This is a genomic window from Sphingomonas segetis (genome assembly GCF_009720245.1).
Taxonomy (GTDB): Bacteria; Pseudomonadota; Alphaproteobacteria; order Sphingomonadales; family Sphingomonadaceae; genus Sphingomicrobium; species Sphingomicrobium segetis.
Genome location: NZ_WJSQ01000043.1, coordinates 1 through 18,314, shown reverse-complemented (window position 1 = coordinate 18,314; position 18,314 = coordinate 1). Strand labels below are relative to the sequence as shown.

Below are 18,314 nucleotides of genomic sequence, written 5' to 3'. Positions count from 1 at the left end.
CGTCGGCCTTGCCCTCGGCCGCCGCGACGAAGCGGCGATCGGCCGCGCCGGCTGGACGGCGTGGGTCCTCGGCGTCGGCTTCATGGGCGCGATGGCGCTGGGCATCTGGATGATGCCGCGTGCGCTCGTCACATTGTTCCTCGCCGACGTCCCGCAGAACGCGGTGGTCATCGGCCTCGCCGTCACCTTCCTCAAGGTGGCCGCGGCCTTCCAGCTCGTCGACGGAGCGCAGGTGATCGGCGCCGGAATGCTGCGCGGCCTCCACGACACGCGCTGGCCCCTGCTTTTCGCGCTCGTCGGCTACTGGGTCGTGGGCCTCGGCATCGGCTCGTGGCTGGCGTTCGGCGCGGACTGGAAGGGCCTCGGCATCTGGATCGGCCTCGCGATCGGCCTGGGCTGCGTCGCCGTGCTCATGCTCGTGCGCTGGTTGAGACGTGAGAGGCTCGTTCGATCCGCGATCCGCATTTAGGAGAAACATCCATTCACCGCTGGCCGCACGAAATGATCGCGCGCGGGCGCGTCCGACTGCGTTGGGCCGTTGCCACGCGCTCGGCCTTTGAGGTACATGGCGAGAGTTCGGCAGCCTCGCGGCTCGAACAGCGGGGGACGGGATGGCTTTGGCTTGCTCAAGATTTTCGAGCAACGCGCAGGTTCTGGCCGCAGCTTCGAACAATCCTCCTCTCAAGCAGGGCGCGCAGGGCGAAGGCGTGCGCGTCCTCCAATTGGCGCTCATCGACCTCGGTTTTTCGATGCCGGCTTCAACGGGTGCGGGAGGATCCTTGCCGGATGGGATTTTCGGCTCCGAGACCGCTCGAGTTGTCAGCGATTTTCAGCGCATGTCCGGCCTCGCGGCCGATGGCGAGGCCGGGACGGAAACCCTGACGCAACTGGACCGATCGATCGCAGCGCTCAGCGAAGCTGCCGCGCAGGCCGAGCCTCTGCCGGTCCGCAAATAGAGGGCACCGCGAATCGTGGCATTGACGCTCGATCGATCGTCGGCAAAAATCGCGTGGAAGACCGCAGGCGCGACCGCAGCTGTCCACATCGGCGCGGAATCGGTGCTTCTTCACTGCACGAAAAATGTCACGCTTGCCGCGGCTGACGTGTCGGGGGTGAGAGCTACGCACGGACCGGCGGTCGAGATCGAGGGCCGGGTCTTCCTCGAAGCCACTGCCGGTGAGTTCGATATCGGCAACTTTCAGTTCGGTATGGTGCAGGTTTCGACGCTCCACGCATACGACGTTCTCTACGTCGGCCGAGTTCCGTCGGAGGGCTCCACGGCCGTCGACCTGAGGCGGTCTTTTGCCAATCCGTCGCTCGACGTAGAACCCGACACCGGCGAGACCATCCAGGGACATGTCTTCAGCCCCAACAACCTGATCGTCGACAGGGTCGGTGTTCCGAGGCCTGACGGCAAGAAAGGGTTCGACGTAAAGGTCAGCTTTACGGATAACCCCTGGTCTCTGTTCAACCTGCAATTCGAAAATCGCAGGGCCGCCGCGCCGAATTTCATTGCCAGAGCAGCCCGGAACGAAGCTTTCATCACTTATTTCATCGTCCGTGAGCCCGATACTTCGATTACGATCCTTGCCCGGCTTGGCTGGACCGTGAACTGGTTCGCAGAGTTCAACTGGACGGGAGGGAGGCCGGCCCTCTCCGCATCAAGGTCCCTGTTGTTCCCTGGTGAGTCTCGCATCGGCGCTCCCGCGGCCGACGCTGAATCGACCGTTGCGGTGAGACTGAACTCGCGGACCACGAACCAGATGGACAATGATGCGAACGACGCCTGGAAGCAGCGCAGGGAACCGGACTGCATGCAGCTGCGCGAGCGCCCTCCAGGATTCCGAAGCAACTTCTACCAGTAATGAACGTCGCGACCGCACGACAGCCTCGGCCTGACACGATCCGCGCACCCACAACCGTTTCACGCTGAAAAATCCGCCGCCGCGGGCGTTGACGGATGAACGACTGACAACCATATGCCCGCCATCGCTGGCACTCTCATGTGCAGAGTGCCAGCGGCAACGTTCAACCTGACGAAACGAGAGAGGGATTCAGACCTATGGCTTTCAGGCCGCTTCATGACCGCGTCCTCGTCCGCCGTGTCGAGGCCGACGACAAGACCGCCGGCGGGATCATTATTCCCGACACCGCAAAGGAAAAGCCGCAGGAAGGCGAAGTCGTCGCCGTCGGCGGGGGCACCAAGGCCGAGGACGGCAAGGTTACGCCGCTCGACGTCAAGGCCGGTGACAAGATCCTGTTCGGCAAATGGTCCGGGACCGAGGTCAAGCTCGACGGCGAGGACCTCATCATCATGAAGGAAAGCGACATCCTCGGGATCGTCGCCTGACTTCGGAAGCGCGGGGGAAAACTCCGCGTCACCGCGAACATTCGTGAACATTCGCTTTTTGAAGAAAGGGTAGCCACATGGCAGCCAAGGACGTGAAATTCAGCCGCGATGCGCGTGAGCGCATCCTCGCCGGCGTCGACATTCTCGCCAATGCAGTGAAGGTGACGCTGGGCCCGAAGGGCCGCAACGTCGTCATCGAAAAGAGCTTCGGTGCACCGCGCATCACCAAGGACGGCGTCACCGTCGCCAAGGAAATCGAGCTCAAGGACAAGTTCGAGAACATGGGCGCGCAGATGGTGCGCGAAGTGGCCTCGAAGACCAACGACATTGCCGGCGACGGCACCACCACTGCGACCGTTCTTGCCCAGGCGATCGTTCGTGAGGGCATGAAGTCGGTCGCCGCCGGAATGAACCCGATGGACCTCAAGCGCGGCATCGATATCGCCGTCAGCAAGGTCGTCGAGGACTTGAAAAAGCGTTCGAAGGACGTGACCGGTTCCTCGGAAATCGGCCAGGTCGGCAGCATTGCCGCCAATGGCGACCGCGAGGTCGGCGAGAAGATCGCCGAGGCGATGGAGAAGGTCGGCAAGGAAGGCGTGATCACGGTCGAGGAGGCCAAGGGCCTCGAGTTCGAGCTCGATGTCGTCGAGGGCATGCAGTTCGACCGCGGCTATCTCTCGCCCTACTTCATCACCAACCCGGAGAAGATGCAGGTCGAGCTGACCGACCCGTACATCCTTATCCACGAGAAGAAGCTCTCCAATCTGCAGGCGATGCTTCCGATCCTCGAGGCGGTCGTGCAGAGCGGCCGTCCGCTGCTGATCATCGCCGAGGACATCGAGGGCGAGGCGCTGGCGACCCTGGTCGTCAACAAGCTGCGCGGCGGCCTCAAGGTCGCGGCGGTCAAGGCCCCGGGCTTCGGCGATCGCCGCAAGGCGATGCTCGAGGATATCGCCATCCTCACCGGCGGCGAGATGATCAGCGAGGATCTCGGCATCAAGCTCGAGAATGTCACGCTGAACATGCTCGGCCAGGCCAAGCGCGTCACCATCGACAAGGACAATACGACGCTCGTCGATGGCGCCGGCACCCGCGAGCATATCGAAGGCCGGGTCGGCGCGATCCGCCAGCAGATCGAGACCACGACGTCCGACTATGACCGCGAGAAGTTGCAGGAGCGGCTGGCGAAGCTCGCCGGCGGCGTTGCCGTGATCAAGGTCGGCGGAGCGTCCGAGGTCGAGGTCAAGGAGCGCAAGGACCGCGTCGATGACGCGCTCCATGCGACCCGGGCCGCGGTCGAGGAAGGAATCGTTCCCGGCGGCGGTACCGCGCTTCTCTACGCGACCAAGGCGCTCGAGGGCCTGAAGGGCGAGAACGACGACCAGACCCGCGGCATCGACATCATCCGCAAGGCGCTGCACGCGCCGCTTCGGCAGATCGCCGAGAACGCGGGTCACGACGGCGCGGTCGTTGCCGGAAAGCTGATCGACGGCAACGATCCGACGCTCGGCTTCAATGCCCAGACCGAAGAGTATGAGAACCTCGTCCAGTCGGGCGTGATCGATCCGACCAAGGTCGTTCGCGCGGCGCTGCAGGACGCGGCTTCGGTCGCCGGCCTGCTGATCACCACCGAGGCGACGATCGCCGAGCTGCCGGATGACAAGCCGGCTCCGGCGATGGCCGGCGGCGGCATGGGCGGAATGGACTTCTAAGACAGCCGCTTATTCAGACGAAGGGGAAGGGCCGGAGGCATTCGCTTCCGGCCCTTCTTCGTTTGCGGCCATGCCGTTCAGCATGTCCTCGGCCTCGTTGAGCTGGTCGGACTGTTCGGCGGTGGGCGCGGGAGGCTCGTCCTTGCGGCACGCAGCGGCGAGGAGAATCAATGTGCAAAGAAGCAGATGTTTCACTCGGGCGAAGTACCACTTTGACCGAAGACAAAAAAAGGGCCGCTCCTGGGGGAGCGGCCCTTCCTGATAATCGCTGTCGAGAAGCTTACTGGTTCTCGGCGGCGTTCTGGACGGCGTCCTGCGCGTTGCCGACGGCGTCGCCGGCGTTCTCGACCGCGTTGCTCGCGCTGTTGAGCGCGGCGTCCGCGGCGTTGACCGAATCGTTGGTGGCGGCGTTGACGTCGTACTCGGCGTTGTTCTCGACCGCGGTCTCGTTCGCGGCGTTGTTGCCGGCGTCCGACTTGTTGCACGCGGTGAGGCCGAGCGCGAGGACCGCAACGGTCACAATGGCAACCTTCTTCATGATCGTTCCACTCCCTTCAAATGTGCCCTGGGGCGGGCACCACCCGGGCCTGCCCGTGCGAGTCGTTCAGGCCAGATGCGCGGCAATAGCTTTAATCCCTACCGTTGCACAAGAGATTATTTTAGCAGGATGATTTGACCATATAAAGATATCTTTATATCGTTATCTCCGTGACCGCAGCCCTTCCACTTGCCGACCGATTCCAGGCGCTCGCCGATCCGACGCGGCTGAGGATCGTGGTGCTTCTGCGGCTGATGGAGCTGTCGGTCGGCGAATTGGCACAAGTGCTCGGCCAAAGCCAGCCGCGCGTGTCGCGGCATCTCAAGATCCTCGCCGACGCCGGCGTGCTCGAACGGCGCAAGGAGGGCAGCTGGGTGTTCCTGACGCTCGCCGGAGCGGACCGCGTCGAGCCGATGTTCGCGCTCATCGACGCCTGGGCCGATGCCGCTACCAACGCCCTGTTCGCCGCCGACGCGGCGCGCATCGAGACGATCCGCGCCGAGCGCGCCGAAGCCGCGAACCTTTATTTCGCCGGCCACGCCGAGGTGTGGGACCGAATCCGTTCGCTCCACGTCGCCGAGAGCGAGGTCGAGGCGGCGATCGACCGCGCGCTCGGCAAGCGTGCGCTCGGTTGCCTCGTCGACATCGGCACCGGCACCGGCCGCATGATCGAGCTGTTCGGGCCGCGCGCGACGCAGTCGATCGGCATCGACCGCTCGTCGGACATGCTGCGCGTCGCGCGGGTGAAGCTCGAAGCGGCGGGCATCTCCTCGAGCCTGCGCCAGGGCGACATGTACGCGCTGCCGCTCGGCGACCACAGCGCCGACACGATCGTCATCCACCAGGTGCTTCACTACGCCCATTCCCCGGCCGCCGCGATCGCCGAGGCGGCGCGCGTGCTTGCGCCCGGCGGCACCTTGCTGGTCGTCGATTTCGCCGCGCACGAGCGCGAGGAACTGCGCGCCCGCGACGCCCACATTCGCCTTGGCTTCGAGGATGAGGTGATGGCGGGCTGGTTCGCCTCGGCCGGGCTCGAAGTCGACCAGGTCCGGCACCTCCGGGGCGGAGAGCTCACGGTCACCCTGTGGCGCGGCGTGAAGGCGCCGCTGTCGCAGCGGAGGGCGGCGTGAACGCGTTCGACTGCCTTAGCCGGCACCAGCCGCTATTCGCCGAGGCACGCGGCGACATCGCCGTCAGCTTCGAATTCTTCCCGCCCAAGAGCGAGAAGATGGAGCAGAACCTGTGGGAGTCGATCAAGACTCTCGAGCCGCTGCATCCGCATTTCGTGTCGGTGACCTACGGCGCCGGCGGCTCGACGCGCGAGCGGACGCACGCGACCGTCGAGCGGATCCTCAAGGAGACCGGGCTCACGCCCGCGGCGCACCTCACCTGTGTCGCCGCCACGCGCGAGGAAGTCGATGAAATCGCCCGCGCTTATTGGGAGCTCGGCGTGCGCCACATCGTCGCGCTGCGCGGCGATCCGCCGGAAGCGGGTACGAAGTTCGCGCCGCACCCCGGCGGCTATCGCGACGCCGCCGACCTGGTCGCGGGGCTCAGGCAGGTTGCCCCCTTCGACATCTCCGTCGCGGCTTATCCAGAAGTGCATCCGGATTCGTCGACGCGCGCGTTCGACCTCGAGAACCTCAAGCGCAAGGTCGACGCCGGGGCGAGCCGCGCGATCACACAATTCTTCTTCTCGCCCGACTGCTTCCTGCGTTTCCGGGACGAAGCGGCGGCCGCCGGGATCGATGTCGAAATCGTCCCCGGAATCCTTCCGGTCTCCAACGTCGCCCAGACACGCCGCTTCGCCGAAATGTGCGGCGCCAGCATCCCGGAGTGGCTGAACGGCCTGTTCGAGGGGCTCGACGACCTTCCCGCGGCGCGCCAGCTGATCGCCGCGACTCTGGCCGCCGAGCTGTGCGGACAGCTCTATGCGGGCGGGGTGCGCAACTTCCATTTTTACACGCTCAACCGCGCCGAGCTCAGCTACGCCATCTGTCATCTGCTCGGGGCGCGGCCGCAAAGGGAAATCGCTCCATGAACGCAGCCGGCACCCTCCGCGCCGAAGCCGCCAAACGCATCCTCATCAAGGACGGTGCCTACGGCACGCTGATCCAGCAGCACCGACTCAAGTCCGAAGATTATTGCGGCGGCCTCGACCTGGTGAAGGATCAGCGCGGCAACAACGACCTGCTGAATCTTACGAAACCCGAGATCGTCCGCTCCATCTGCGAAAGCTTCGCCGACGCCGGTGCGGAAATCCTTGCGACCAATACGTTCAATGCCAATGCCATTTCCCAGTCCGATTATGGCGCCGAAAGCTTCGTCCGCGACATCAACCTGGCGGCCGCGCGGATCACTCGCGAAATCGCCGATCGCGACGGGCGCAAGCGCTGGGTCGCCGGCGCGCTCGGTCCGACCAACAAGACCTTGTCGCTGTCGCCCAATGTCAACGACCCCGCTTTCCGCGAGGTCGACTTCGACGCGGTAAAAGCCGTGTACCGGGATCAGGTCGACGCGCTGGTCGAAGGAGGAGTCGACTTCATCCTGATCGAGACGATCTTCGACACGCTCAACGCCAAGGCGGCGATCATGGCCGCGCTGGAAGCGGCTCAGGCGCTCGGCCGCGCACTCCCGCTGATGATCTCGATGACCCTGACCGACTTGTCGGGCCGCAACCTCTCGGGCCACACGGTCGAGGCATTCTGGGCCTCGGTGCGCCATGCGAGGCCGATCACCATCGGGCTCAACTGCTCGTTCGGCGCCGCCCAGCTCCGCCCGCACCTCTCCGCGCTGGCGGCGACCGCGGACACGCTGGTGATGGCCTATCCCAACGCGGGCCTGCCAAACGAGCTCGGCGAATATGACGAGGCGGCGGGTGAGACCGCCGCGCAGGTCCGCGAGTGGGCGGAAAGCGGTCTGGTGAATATCGTCGGCGGCTGCTGCGGGACGACTCCCTCGCACATCGCCGCCATTGCCGGGGCGGTGCGTGATTGCACGCCGCGCACCGTCCCGGCCGTACGCTCCGGCACCTTGCTCGCCGGGCTCGAACCGATGGTGATCGCTGCGTGAATCAGGAGCTTGGCGTGGGGACAGTCCCCGAGGGGGCGGTCCCCGAACAAACGGGCGCGGGCGCGCGCTTCGTCAACATCGGCGAGCGCTGCAACGTCACCGGTTCGGCGCGGTTCAAGAAGCTGATCCTCGCCGGCGACTATGACGCCGCGGTCGAGGTCGCCCGCGACCAGGTCGAGAACGGCGCCCAGATCGTCGACGTCAACATGGACGAGGCCCTGCTCGATTCCGAGCAGGCGATGACGATCTTCCTCAAGCGCATCTCGGCCGAGCCCGACATCGCCCGCGTTCCGGTGATGATCGACAGCTCGAAGTGGAGCGTGATCGAGGCCGGCCTCAAATGCGTGTCGGGCAAGCCGATCGTCAATTCGATCAGCATGAAGGAAGGCGAGGGGCCGTTCCTCGAGCTCGCGCGCAAGTGCCGCGCCTACGGGGCCGCCGTCGTGGTGATGGCGTTCGACGAGGTCGGGCAAGCGGACACGGTCGAGCGCAAGGTCTCGATCTGCGAGCGGGCGTACAGGCTGCTCACCGCCGACGGCACCGACGCCAGTGACATCGTCTTCGACCCGAACATTTTCGCGATCGCCACCGGCATCGACGAGCACCGCCGTTACGCGATCGATTTCATCGAAGCGGCGCGCGAAATCCGTCACCGCTGCCCCGGCACCCACATCAGCGGCGGGCTCTCCAACCTCAGCTTCTCGTTCCGCGGCAACGAGCCGGTTCGCCGGGCGATGCACAGCGTGTTCCTCTACCACGCGATCCCCGCGGGCATGGACATGGGCATCGTCAACGCGGGGCAGCTCGACGTCTACGACCAGATCGATCCGGAGCTGCGCGAGGCCTGCGAGGACGTGATCTTCGACCGGCGCGACGATGCCACCGAGCGGCTGGTCACGCTCGCCGAGAAGTACAAGGACGTCGATCCCGCCGCCGAGAAAGCTGCCGCCGAGTGGCGCTCGCTGCCCGTCGCCGAGCGCCTGTCCTACGCGCTGGTCAAGGGCATCGACGCGCACATCATCGACGACACCGAGGAAGCGCGGCAGCAGGCGGCGCGGCCGATCGAGGTCATCGAAGGACCGCTGATGGATGGCATGAACGTCGTCGGCGACCTGTTCGGAAGCGGCAAGATGTTCCTTCCGCAGGTGGTCAAATCGGCCCGCGTGATGAAGCGCGCCGTCGCCTATCTTTTCCCCTTCATCGAGAAGGAGAAGGAAGAGAAGGGCGTCACCCAGGGCAAGGGCCGGATCGTGATGGCGACGGTCAAGGGCGACGTCCACGATATCGGCAAGAACATCGTCGGCGTAGTGTTGCAGTGCAACGGGTTCGAGGTGATTGACCTCGGCGTGATGGTCCCGTGGCAGGACATCCTGCAGTGCGCGAACGACAACAATGCCGACATGATCGGCCTGTCGGGCCTGATCACGCCGTCGCTCGACGAGATGGTGACGGTGGCGGGCGAAATGCAGCGGCTCGGCCTCACCACCCCGCTGCTGATCGGCGGCGCGACGACCAGCAAGGCGCACACCGCGCTGAGGATCGACCCCGCTTACGAAGGGCCGGTGATCCATGTCCTCGACGCTAGCCGCGCGGTCGGAGTCGCCTCGTCGCTGGTCTCGGACACGCAGCGCAAGCCGCTGATCGCGACCACCGCCGACGATTACGACAAGCTCCGCAAGTCGCGCGAGCGCAGCGGGCCCAAGGACCTGATCACGCTCGAGGAAGCGCGCGCCAACGCTTTCCCCTACGATCCGTCGGGCAAGGCGCCGCCGCCCGCTTACCCCGGCCTCCACCATTTCGGCGAATGGCCCTTGAAGGACCTCAAGGCCTCGATCGACTGGACGCCCTTCTTCCGCGCGTGGGAGCTGGCCGGCACCTATCCCTCAATTCTCGAGGATCCGGTCGTCGGCGAAAGCGCGACGAGCCTCTTCAACGACGCCCAGCAGATGCTCGACCAGCTCATCGCGGAACGCTGGGTGACGCCGAAGGCGACCGTCGGCATGTGGCGCTGCAAGCGCGAAGGCGACGACATCCTTGTGCTGGCGGGCAACGACTGGACTCGCGTGCCGATGCTGCGCCAGCAGGTGCGCAAGCGCCAAGGGCGGCCGAACATGTGCCTCGCGGACTTCATCTCCGCCGAGGGCGAGGACTGGATCGGCGGCTTCGCCGTCGGCATTCACGGGCTCGAGCCGCACCTCGAGCGGTTCAAGCAGACCGTCAACGATTATGACGACATCCTCTTGAAGGCGCTCGCCGACCGGCTGGCGGAAAGCTTCGCCGAGGTGCTTCACGGCCAGGTTCGAAACCGGCTTTGGGGCTATGCCGACGAGCATCTGTCGAACGAGCAGGTGATTCGCGAGAAATATCACGGCATCCGCCCCGCACCCGGATACCCCGCCTGCCCGGATCACAGCCTCAAGCCGGTGCTGTTCAAGATGCTCGGCGGCAACCCCGGCGAGGTGGTGCTCACCGAGAATTTCGCGATGCTGCCGACCTCCGCGGTGTCCGGTTTCTACTTCGGCCACCGCGACAGCCAGTATTTCGGCGTCGCCAAGATCGGCCGCGACCAGCTCGAGGAATATGCCGGGCGCCGCGGCGTGCCGGTGCAACAGGCGGAGCGGTGGCTTCGCCCCAATCTGGAATAGGCTTCACACGAAGGCACGAAGAGGCACTTCGTCATTCCCGCGAAAGCGGGAATCCATCTTCCATGAGGTACGAAATGAAAGCTGGATCCCGGCTCAAGGCGGGGATGACGAGTCCTTCATTGCCTTCGTGCCTTCGTGTGAACCGATTTTGCACCGGCCGCTCAAAGCTGTAGCGCTCTTCGAGATGCTCAAGCGTCTCGTCATCCTCTTCGCACTGCTCCTCGCACCCGCCGTTGCGCACGCGCAGAACATCACGCCCGAGCTGGTCGCCGAAGGCCCCGCGCCGCCCGGCGGGGAGGTCGAGCTCGCAATCCATATGCACCCCGCGCCGGGGTGGCACGGCTATTGGCTGAACCCCGGCGACGCTGGCCTGCCGATGGACGTGAAGTGGCAGCTGCCCGCCGGTTTCTCGGCTGGCCCGCTCCGTTACCCAGTGCCGACGCGGCTCGAAATCGCCAACCTCATGAACTACGTCTTCGAGCAGGATTATGCCGTGCTCGTCCGGCTGAAGGTGCCGCCCGACGCGCGCGGCATCATCCCGATCCGCGCGGAAGCACGCTGGCTCGCCTGCACCGACAAGATCTGCGTGCCCGAGCAGGGCGAGCTTTCCCTCGAACTCCCGGTCGGCGCCGGAACGCCGAACCGCGCGCAGTTCGACGCCTGGCGGCGGGCGCTGCCGCAGCCGCTCGCAAGCGCCGCGCATTTCGAGGTCGCCGGCAGCAAATTGCGCGTCGCAATCCCGCTGCCGGCGAGCGTCAGTCTCGGCGAGCCTTACCTGTTCCCCGCGACCGACGGCCCCGTCGATTATGAGGCGAAGCAGCGATTCAGCCGCTCTGGCGACACGCTGATCGCCGAGCTCCAGCGCAAGGGCGCCGCGCCGAAAGAGTTCGCGGGCGTCATCGCGCTCGGCAACGGGCGCGGACTCCAATTCGACTCGGTGCCGGGGCCGGTACCTCAAGGCAGACCGATCGGCGGCCTCGGCTGGACGGCGGTGCTGTGGGCCGTGCTCGGCGCGATTGCCGGCGGCATCCTGCTCAACCTGATGCCCTGCGTATTTCCCATCCTCGCGCTTAAGGCGCTGCACATTTCGCGCGCGGGCGGCGAAGCGCGCGAGGCGCGGTCGGACTCGCTGGCCTACACTGCCGGAGCGATCGTCGGCACGGGCGCGCTGGGCGCTCTACTGCTCGTCATTCGTGCCGCTGGATCCGAAGTCGGCTGGGCATTCCAACTGCAGGACCCGCGCACGATCATGCTGCTGCTGCTGCTCGCGGTCGCAATCACCGCCAATTTGCTCGGGCTGTTCGAGCTGCCGGTGCTGAGCGGCCGCGCGCAGCCAGCGGGCAGCTTCGGCACCGGCGCGCTGGCTGCCTTCGTCGCCACGCCGTGCGCAGGTCCATTCCTCGGGGCGGCGCTCGGAACGGCGCTGTTGCTTCCCGCAGTAGGTGCGGTGTTCGTGTTCGCGGCGCTCGGTCTCGGGCTCGCGCTGCCGTTCGTCGCCGTCGCCTTCATTCCCGCATCCCGAAAACGCCTGCCGAAGCCCGGCCCGTGGATGCGCCGCCTCCAGCGCTTCCTCGCCATCCCGATGGGGGCGACGGCGCTTGCAGTGCTGTGGCTGCTGTGGAGGCAATCCGGCACGACCGCGCTGATGCTCGGCATCGCCGCTACGGTCGGCCTGCTGCTCCTGCTGTTCGGTGCGGGACAGCGGCAGCGCGACGGCAAACGCATCCTCTGGGCTGCTCCAGTGGCCGTAGCGCTGTCGGCGCTTGTGGTTTTCGTGGTTCCGCAGCCTTCGCCCGATGCCGTTCGCGTTGCCGGCGCCGAGCAATGGAGCGAAGCGCGGGTCGTCCGTTACGTGCAGCAGGGCAAACCGGTGTTCGTCTATTTCACCGCCGACTGGTGCCTGACCTGCAAGGTCAACGAAGCGACCGCGATCGACCGCGGCGAAGTGCGCGATGCCTTCCGCAAGGCGGACGTAAAGGTGCTCGCCGGCGACTGGACCAACGGCGACCCGGCGATCACGCGCTTCCTCGAGACGCAGGGCCGCGCCGGCGTCCCGCTCTACCTCTGGTACGCGCCGGGCAAGGGCGCGGAGCAGCTGCCCCAGGTGCTCACGCCCGCGATGCTCATTTCCCGCGCTCAGGCGCCGCCGCAGCACTAGGCTCGCGGCTCCACACCTTCTTGCCGGCCACCCAGGTCTCGATCACCTGCGTGCGCGCAAGCTCCTGCGGGTTCAGCTTCGTCGGGTCGCGGTCGACGATGATGAAATCCGCCCATTGGCCGGGTCCGAGCGCGCCGATCCGGTCCTCGGCAAAGCCGGCGTAAGCCGCGCCGCGAGTGTACGAGTCGAGCGCCTGTGCCAGCGTCAGCCGCTCGGCCGGATACCAGCCGCCCGGCGGCTGCCCATTTACGTCCTGGCGGCTGATCGCGGCTGACAAGCCCGGAAACGGATTCGGCGACTCCACGGGAAAGTCCGTGCCGAAAGCCAGCTTCGCGCCCGTCCGCAGCATCGACTGCCATGCGTAGGCGCACTTCAGCCGCGGCGGGTCGAGCCTGTTCTCCGCCATCAACCGGTCGCTGGTCTGGTGGGTCGGCTGCATCGAGGCGATGATGTGCGCCCGCCCGATCCGCGGCAGGTCCGCGCAATCCACCACCTGCGCATGCTCGATCCGCCAGCGGCGGTCGCTGCCGTATTTCGTGTTAAGCCATTCGTAGGTGGAGATTACCTGCGCATTCGCCGCGTCGCCGATCGCGTGGGTCGCGAGCTGGAATCCGTGCGACGCTGCGGTGTCGGCGAGCGCGCGCAGCTCGGCGTCCGAATGGAATTGTAGCCCCCGCGTGTCCGGCTTGTCGGCATAAGGCCGCTTGAGCCACGCGCCGCGCGAGCCGAGTGCGCCGTCGGCGAACAGCTTCACCCCGACCGCGCGCAGGTGGTCGTCATAAAGCCACGGCGTGGGCTTCGGGATCGTCTTCAGCGGCTCGACGCCGAGCAGATAGCTCATAAGCCGGACCTGCAGCTTCCCGCTGTCGCCGGCGCGGCGGAACGTATCCCAGTCCGCGAGCGAGGTACTCATCGATCCGACGCCGGTCACGCCGAAGCCGAGCAGGATCTCCTGCGCCTTCGCGAACGCCCCGTCCATTTCCCCCTGGGTCGGCTTGGGGATCGCGGGGTCGATCAGGCCGCGCGCCGCGTCGACGAACAGTCCGTCGTGGATTTCGCCGCCCGCAGGAGCCTGGGTCGCAGGCGTCACCCCCGCCGCCTTCATCGCCGCGCCGTTGGCGAGGATCGCATGGCCGTCGACCCGCTCGAGCACGACCGGCCGGTCGGGCACCACCGCATCGAGGTCAGCGGCGGTGGGGAACCGCTTCTCCGGCCAAAGCTCCTGGTTCCAGCCGAAGCCTAGCACCCACTTCGCCTCAGGATGCGCGGCAGCATATTCGCGCAGCCGCTGCTGAAGGTCGGCGAGCGAGCTGGTGCCCGTCAGGTTCAGCCGGATGGCCGAATAGCCGAGGTCCATCACATGGCCGTGCGCGTCGACGAATCCGGGCATCAGCGTCCGGCCGCCAGCGTCGATCTGGAGGTCGGTTTGCGGCCGCGGCTCGTCGGCCCGGACGAGGCGCACCACCTTGCCGTCGTCGCCGATCACGAAACCGTGGAAGTGCGAAACGTGACCGTAGCCGTCAACCTGGACCCCGTTCGCATTATAGACCAGCGTATCGGCACCGGCCGGGGAGGCGAGCAGCGCCGCTGTAAGCGCGATCGGGAGAGGTGGTTTCATGGGCGCAACGCTTAGCATTGTTCGCGCGCCGGTGAAGGGCTAGGCCGCGCGTCGATGATGCAGCCCCCGACGATCGACGACGTCCACGCCGCGGCCGAGCGGATCGAGGGCGCCGTCGTCCGCACGCCGATGCTGGTCAGCAAGACGCTTTCGGAGATCATCGGCACGGAAGTCTGGCTGAAGTTCGAGAACCTCCAGTTCACCGCCGCCTACAAGGAGCGCGGCGCGCTCAACAAGCTGCTTCAACTCACCGGCGAGGAGCGCCAGCGCGGCGTCATCGCGGCCTCGGCGGGCAACCACGCCCAGGCGGTCGCCTATCACGCAAAGCGGCTCGGCATCCCGGCGACGATCGTCATGCCGGAGAACACGCCGACAGTGAAGGTGACGCACACCGAGGGGCACGGCGCGACCGTCGTTCTTTACGGGCAGATGTTCGACGATGCCTACGGCAAGGCGCTTGAGCTCGCCGCCGACAAGGGCTTCGTGTTCGTCCACCCATTCGACGATCCCGCGATCATCGCCGGCGCCGGCACGGTCGCAATCGAAATGCTCGAAGACGCGCCGGACCTCGACACGATTGTCGTTCCCATCGGCGGCGGCGGCCTGATGTCCGGCGTGTCGATCGCGAGCCGCGCGATCAAGCCGGAGATCGAACTGATCGGGGTCGAGGCGGAGCTTTACCCGTCGATGAAATGCGCGATCGAGGGATGCCAAATGGCCCTGGGCGGCGACACGCTCGCCGAGGGCATCGCCGTCAAGCAGCCCGGCGAGCTCACGTCGCGCATCCTCAAGGAATATGCCAACGACGTCATGCTGGTCCCCGAGCGCGAGCTCGAGCGGGCGGTCGCGATGCTGGTCGGGATCGAGAAGACCGTGGTCGAAGGGGCAGGGGCCGCGGGACTCGCCGCGATGCTGTCGGAGCGCGAGCGCTTCCGCGGCAAGAAGGTCGCGACCATCCTGTGCGGCGGCAATATCGACACGCATCTGCTCGCGAATGTCCTCGTCCGCGATCTCGTCCGCGAAGGACGCATCGCCCGGCTTCGAGTCGCGGTCCAGGACCAGCCCGGCGCGCTCGCCGCGATCACCGCCAAGGTCTATGAGGCCGGCGCTAACGTCATCGAGATCCGCCACAGCCGGATCTTCACCGCGCTTCCCGCGAAGGACACCGTGATCGAGGTCGAGTGCGAGGCGCGCGACGCGCGGACCATCGACGACGTCGTCGCGCGACTCGAAGCCGCCGGCTTCAGGGTCGAAAGGACGCATCTCGACTGATTCCGTGTCGCCGCGGCGACACTTCACTGTCTCTCACCGGGACAGCAGCGAGATTCCTTCGCGAATGACGCGTCCGAAGGCTTTCCATCCGCGTTTACCAGTCGCATAAACGGCTGCGTAACCATTTGAGTGAGGTCCGCGGGTGAGCGCACCATTTCGCTTCCCGAAATTCTTCGTAACGAACCCGAGCCCGTGCCCGTACCTCCCGGGCAAGGTCGAACGGAAAGTATTCACCGAACTCACCGGCCGTCACGCGAGCGAATTGAACGAGGCGCTGGGCCGCATCGGCTTCCGGCGCAGCCAGTCCGTCGCCTACCGTCCCAGCTGCATCGATTGCTCCGCCTGTATCTCGGTGCGCGTGCTCGCCGCCGAGTTCGAGCCCAGCGCGACGCAGCGCAAGCTGCTGCGCCGCCACGCCGACCTCGAGGTCAGCGCCTGCAAGCCCTGGACGACGGACGAGCAATATTCGCTGCTCCGCCGCTATCTCGCTGTCCGCCATCCGGGCGGCGGCATGGCCGAGATGGACGAGAGCGATTTTGCCGACATGGTCGAGCAGACGCCGGTGCGCACCTATGTCATCGAATATCGCGAGCCGCCGGTCGACGGCCGGCCCGGGAAGCTCGTCGGCGCCTGCCTCAGCGACCAGCAGAGCGACGGCCTGTCGATGATCTACAGCTTCTTCGACGTCGGGCCCGACGCAAGAAAGGGTCTCGGGACCTACATCATCCTCGACCACATCGTCCGCGCCGCGCGCGCGGGGCTGCCATACGTCTATCTCGGCTATTGGGTCGAAGGTTCGAACCGCATGGCCTACAAGACCAGCTTCAGGCCGCTCGAGCGGCTCGGCCGCGACGGCTGGCGGCGGATGGACGAGGCCGAGCCGGCGCCGGCAACGAAGGCAATCACGCTCCCGGCCCGCCGCACGCGCAGCCGCCTCATGATCGACGCCTAAGCCCCCGCGTCGCTCGCGATGTTGCGGCGGGCGAACAGAATCGCACCGACTACGCCAGCGGCGAAAAACGCTCCTTCGAGGATGCTCGTGACCGTCTGGGTGACGGGGCCGAACGACGGCTCGCCGAAGAGGCGGCTGATGTGGTCGAGCCGGAGCCGCGAGCCGGGGACTCGTTCCGCCAGCAGCTCAAGGCTCCCGAGCATCAAACGGCCGCCGAGAAGGGAAATGACGAGGCCGGCCAGTCCACCGCAAAGCCCGGCCTGGACCATTCCCAGCCGGAGCTTCGGCGACCGAGCCGCAAGCCACGCGCCCAATCCGGTCGCCGCGCCGAGTACAAGGCCCTCGAAAGCGCCGGTGATATCGCCTGGCGACTGACCGACCAGCAGGCTGAACGCGTCGAGCCCGAGCAGCTTGACGCAGGCGCCGACGAACAATCCCCCCGCTGCGCCGCCGGCGATGCACCACGTCCCGAAGCGCCGCGACCTGGCTGCCAGCGCAATTCCGAAACCCACGCCGGCGCCGCCGATGAGAGCAACGAGGATCGTGACGCAAAGCAGCACCAGAAGCACCGATGCCGCTCCCATTCCGGGCTGGAGCGGCTGTGAAGCGCCGACGAACCCATAGAGCAAACCGCCGATGAAACCGGACAGGCCGCCGCCGATCGTGCCCGCGATTCCGAGCAGCAAGCTGTTCTGCCATGAACTGCGAGGGGCAACGCGCCGGTTGGGCTGCACGGCGGGCCCGTCGAACCATTCGACCGGAGCGATGAACCGGTAGCCGTGCTTGGGCACGGTCTCGATGAAGCGCGGCTTCGTTGCATCGTCGCCGAGCTGGCGGCGAAGCGCCCGCACGCACTGCGTCAGCGCCTCGTCGGTGACCGGAACGCCGCGCCAGACATCGTCGAGGAACCGGTCTTTGGTCACGAGCTTGCCTTGCTCTCGAACCAGCAGCGCCAGCGCATCGAAGTAGCGGCCGTTGAGCTCGACGACGTCAGCGCCGCGCTTCAGCTGCCGGTCGTCGGGATCCAGCACGAACTGATCGAAGGCGAAGCTTCCTGCCATTTTTCAGCGAAACCTCATCCTTTGCTCATGCCCTTCACCGATCGCCGGTGCAGATGGTGATGCAGTGATGCATGGAGATTGACGAATGGCAACAGACGGATTGACGATGATGAGCCGCCGCGGGAACCGTTGGACGCTGGTTCTGTGGGGCGGGGCGGCGCTGCTCCTGCTGCTCCCCTTCATCGCGATGCGGTTCACCAGCGAAGTGAACTGGGGCCCGGAGGACTTCATGGCCATGGGCATCATGCTCGCGATCGTGTGCGGGTCCATCGAGCTCGCGGTCAGGCTGAGCGGGAGCAAGGCCTACCGCCTCGCGGTCGCGGCGGCGATCGGGGGAGCGTTCCTGATCACCTGGGCGAACCTTGCGGTCGGTATTGTCGGCAGTGAAGACAACCCCGTGAACGGGCTGTTCTTCGCGGCGCTCCTGGTCGGGATTCTGGGGTCGGTCGGTGCGCGCTTCAGGGCGAAGGGCATGGCCGCCGCGATGCTGGTCACCGCCGGCGCGATTGCAATCGCCTTCGTCGTCGCTGTCGCGGGGGTAACGGACGAGCCGAACGTCAGTCACTGGCGCGAGCTGATCGCGACGACCGTGATTTCGAGCCCGTTCCTTCTCTCCGCCTGGCTCTTCAGGGAAGCGGCACGCGGATAAGAAAAAGGCGGGGTTTGCAAACCCCGCCTTTCCCAACCGATCCGTGATGATCTTAGGCGACCGCGGCCTGCGGCTCCGGCTCGCTCGCTTCCTCGGGATCGCGCAGCACATAGCCGCGGCCCCAGACGGTTTCGATATAATTGGCGCCCCCGCAAGCCAAGCTGAGTTTCTTGCGCAGCTTGCAGATGAACACGTCGATGATCTTGAGCTCGGGCTCGTCCATGCCGCCGTAAAGATGGTTGAGGAACATTTCCTTGGTCAGCGTCGTGCCCTTGCGGAGCGAAAGC

General features: G+C 66.2%; 17 protein-coding genes. 13 read left to right on the top strand and 4 right to left on the bottom strand.

Annotation, left to right across the window (positions count from 1 at the left end):
* The 5 genes from GH737_RS06220 to groL form a co-directional block, all read left to right on the top strand.
* Positions 1 to 469, top strand: a 469-nt coding sequence (locus tag GH737_RS06220) for an MATE family efflux transporter (RefSeq protein ID WP_275401945.1), incomplete at its 5' end; no start/stop codon positions are given.
* A gap of 142 nt (positions 470 to 611) precedes the next feature.
* Complete coding sequence (locus GH737_RS06215; RefSeq protein ID WP_155263985.1) at positions 612 to 956, top strand: peptidoglycan-binding domain-containing protein; 345 nt, start codon at positions 612 to 614, stop codon at positions 954 to 956.
* Between the two features lie 15 nt (positions 957 to 971).
* Positions 972 to 1,865 carry a hypothetical protein gene (locus tag GH737_RS06210; RefSeq protein ID WP_155263984.1) on the top strand — a complete coding sequence of 298 codons (894 nt, stop codon included), beginning with the start codon at positions 972 to 974 and terminating at the stop codon, positions 1,863 to 1,865.
* 197 nt (positions 1,866 to 2,062) lie between these two features.
* Positions 2,063 to 2,350 carry a co-chaperone GroES gene (gene groES / locus GH737_RS06205; protein WP_155263983.1) on the top strand — a complete coding sequence of 96 codons (288 nt, stop codon included), beginning with the start codon at positions 2,063 to 2,065 and terminating at the stop codon, positions 2,348 to 2,350.
* Between the two features lie 77 nt (positions 2,351 to 2,427).
* Positions 2,428 to 4,062, top strand: coding sequence for a chaperonin GroEL (groL, locus tag GH737_RS06200; protein ID WP_155263982.1), 1,635 nt, complete (start codon positions 2,428 to 2,430; stop codon positions 4,060 to 4,062).
* Positions 4,063 to 4,342: 280 nt separating this feature from the next.
* On the opposite strand, the gene GH737_RS06190 is transcribed toward groL, so the two are convergent.
* Entirely contained in the window at positions 4,343 to 4,600 is a 258-nt protein-coding gene (locus GH737_RS06190) for a hypothetical protein (RefSeq protein ID WP_155263980.1), read from the bottom strand.
* Between the two features lie 170 nt (positions 4,601 to 4,770).
* On the opposite strand from GH737_RS06190, the gene GH737_RS06185 reads away from it, so the two are divergent.
* The 5 genes from GH737_RS06185 (at position 4,771) to GH737_RS06165 (ending at position 12,475) form a co-directional block, all read left to right on the top strand.
* The gene (locus GH737_RS06185; protein ID WP_155263979.1) at positions 4,771 to 5,730 is read left to right on the top strand and encodes an ArsR/SmtB family transcription factor; all 960 of its coding nucleotides are present in this window, start codon (positions 4,771 to 4,773) and stop codon (positions 5,728 to 5,730) included.
* Positions 5,727 to 6,641 carry a methylenetetrahydrofolate reductase gene (gene metF, locus GH737_RS06180; RefSeq protein ID WP_155263978.1) on the top strand — a complete coding sequence of 305 codons (915 nt, stop codon included), beginning with the start codon at positions 5,727 to 5,729 and terminating at the stop codon, positions 6,639 to 6,641. The genes GH737_RS06185 and metF overlap by 4 nt, the downstream gene beginning before the upstream one ends.
* Positions 6,638 to 7,672, top strand: a complete 1,035-nt coding sequence (locus GH737_RS06175; protein ID WP_155263977.1) for a homocysteine S-methyltransferase family protein — start codon at positions 6,638 to 6,640, stop codon at positions 7,670 to 7,672. Before metF ends, GH737_RS06175 begins: the two co-directional genes overlap by 4 nt.
* A gap of 14 nt (positions 7,673 to 7,686) precedes the next feature.
* Entirely contained in the window at positions 7,687 to 10,317 is a 2,631-nt protein-coding gene (gene metH / locus GH737_RS06170) for a methionine synthase (RefSeq protein WP_155263976.1), read from the top strand.
* A gap of 184 nt (positions 10,318 to 10,501) precedes the next feature.
* On the top strand, positions 10,502 to 12,475 hold the full coding sequence (locus GH737_RS06165) for a protein-disulfide reductase DsbD family protein (RefSeq protein ID WP_155263975.1): 1,974 nt from the start codon (positions 10,502 to 10,504) through the stop codon (positions 12,473 to 12,475).
* On the opposite strand, the gene GH737_RS06160 is transcribed toward GH737_RS06165, so the two are convergent.
* Positions 12,441 to 14,093 (bottom strand): amidohydrolase, encoded by a 1,653-nt coding sequence (locus GH737_RS06160; RefSeq protein ID WP_230558660.1) that lies wholly within the window; start codon positions 14,091 to 14,093, stop codon positions 12,441 to 12,443. The genes GH737_RS06165 and GH737_RS06160 overlap by 35 nt on opposite strands.
* A 54-nt stretch (positions 14,094 to 14,147) precedes the next feature.
* Between GH737_RS06160 and GH737_RS06155 the strand changes: the two genes are divergently transcribed.
* Both GH737_RS06155 and GH737_RS06150 read left to right on the top strand, forming a co-directional pair.
* A complete protein-coding gene (locus GH737_RS06155) occupies positions 14,148 to 15,365 on the top strand; it encodes a threonine ammonia-lyase (protein WP_155263973.1) in 1,218 nt (405 codons plus the stop codon).
* 142 nt (positions 15,366 to 15,507) lie between these two features.
* On the top strand, positions 15,508 to 16,317 hold the full coding sequence (locus tag GH737_RS06150; protein ID WP_155263972.1) for an arginyltransferase: 810 nt from the start codon (positions 15,508 to 15,510) through the stop codon (positions 16,315 to 16,317).
* Here the strand turns inward: GH737_RS06150 and GH737_RS06145 are convergent.
* Entirely contained in the window at positions 16,314 to 17,378 is a 1,065-nt protein-coding gene (locus GH737_RS06145; RefSeq protein ID WP_155263971.1) for a winged helix-turn-helix domain-containing protein, read from the bottom strand. The genes GH737_RS06150 and GH737_RS06145 overlap by 4 nt on opposite strands.
* 85 nt (positions 17,379 to 17,463) lie before the next feature.
* On the opposite strand from GH737_RS06145, the gene GH737_RS06140 reads away from it, so the two are divergent.
* On the top strand, positions 17,464 to 18,027 hold the full coding sequence (locus GH737_RS06140; protein WP_230558659.1) for a hypothetical protein: 564 nt from the start codon (positions 17,464 to 17,466) through the stop codon (positions 18,025 to 18,027).
* A 52-nt stretch (positions 18,028 to 18,079) separates the two neighbouring features.
* Here the strand turns inward: GH737_RS06140 and GH737_RS06135 are convergent.
* A partial coding sequence (locus GH737_RS06135; RefSeq protein WP_196233011.1) for a winged helix-turn-helix domain-containing protein occupies positions 18,080 to 18,314 on the bottom strand: 235 nt, incomplete at its 5' end.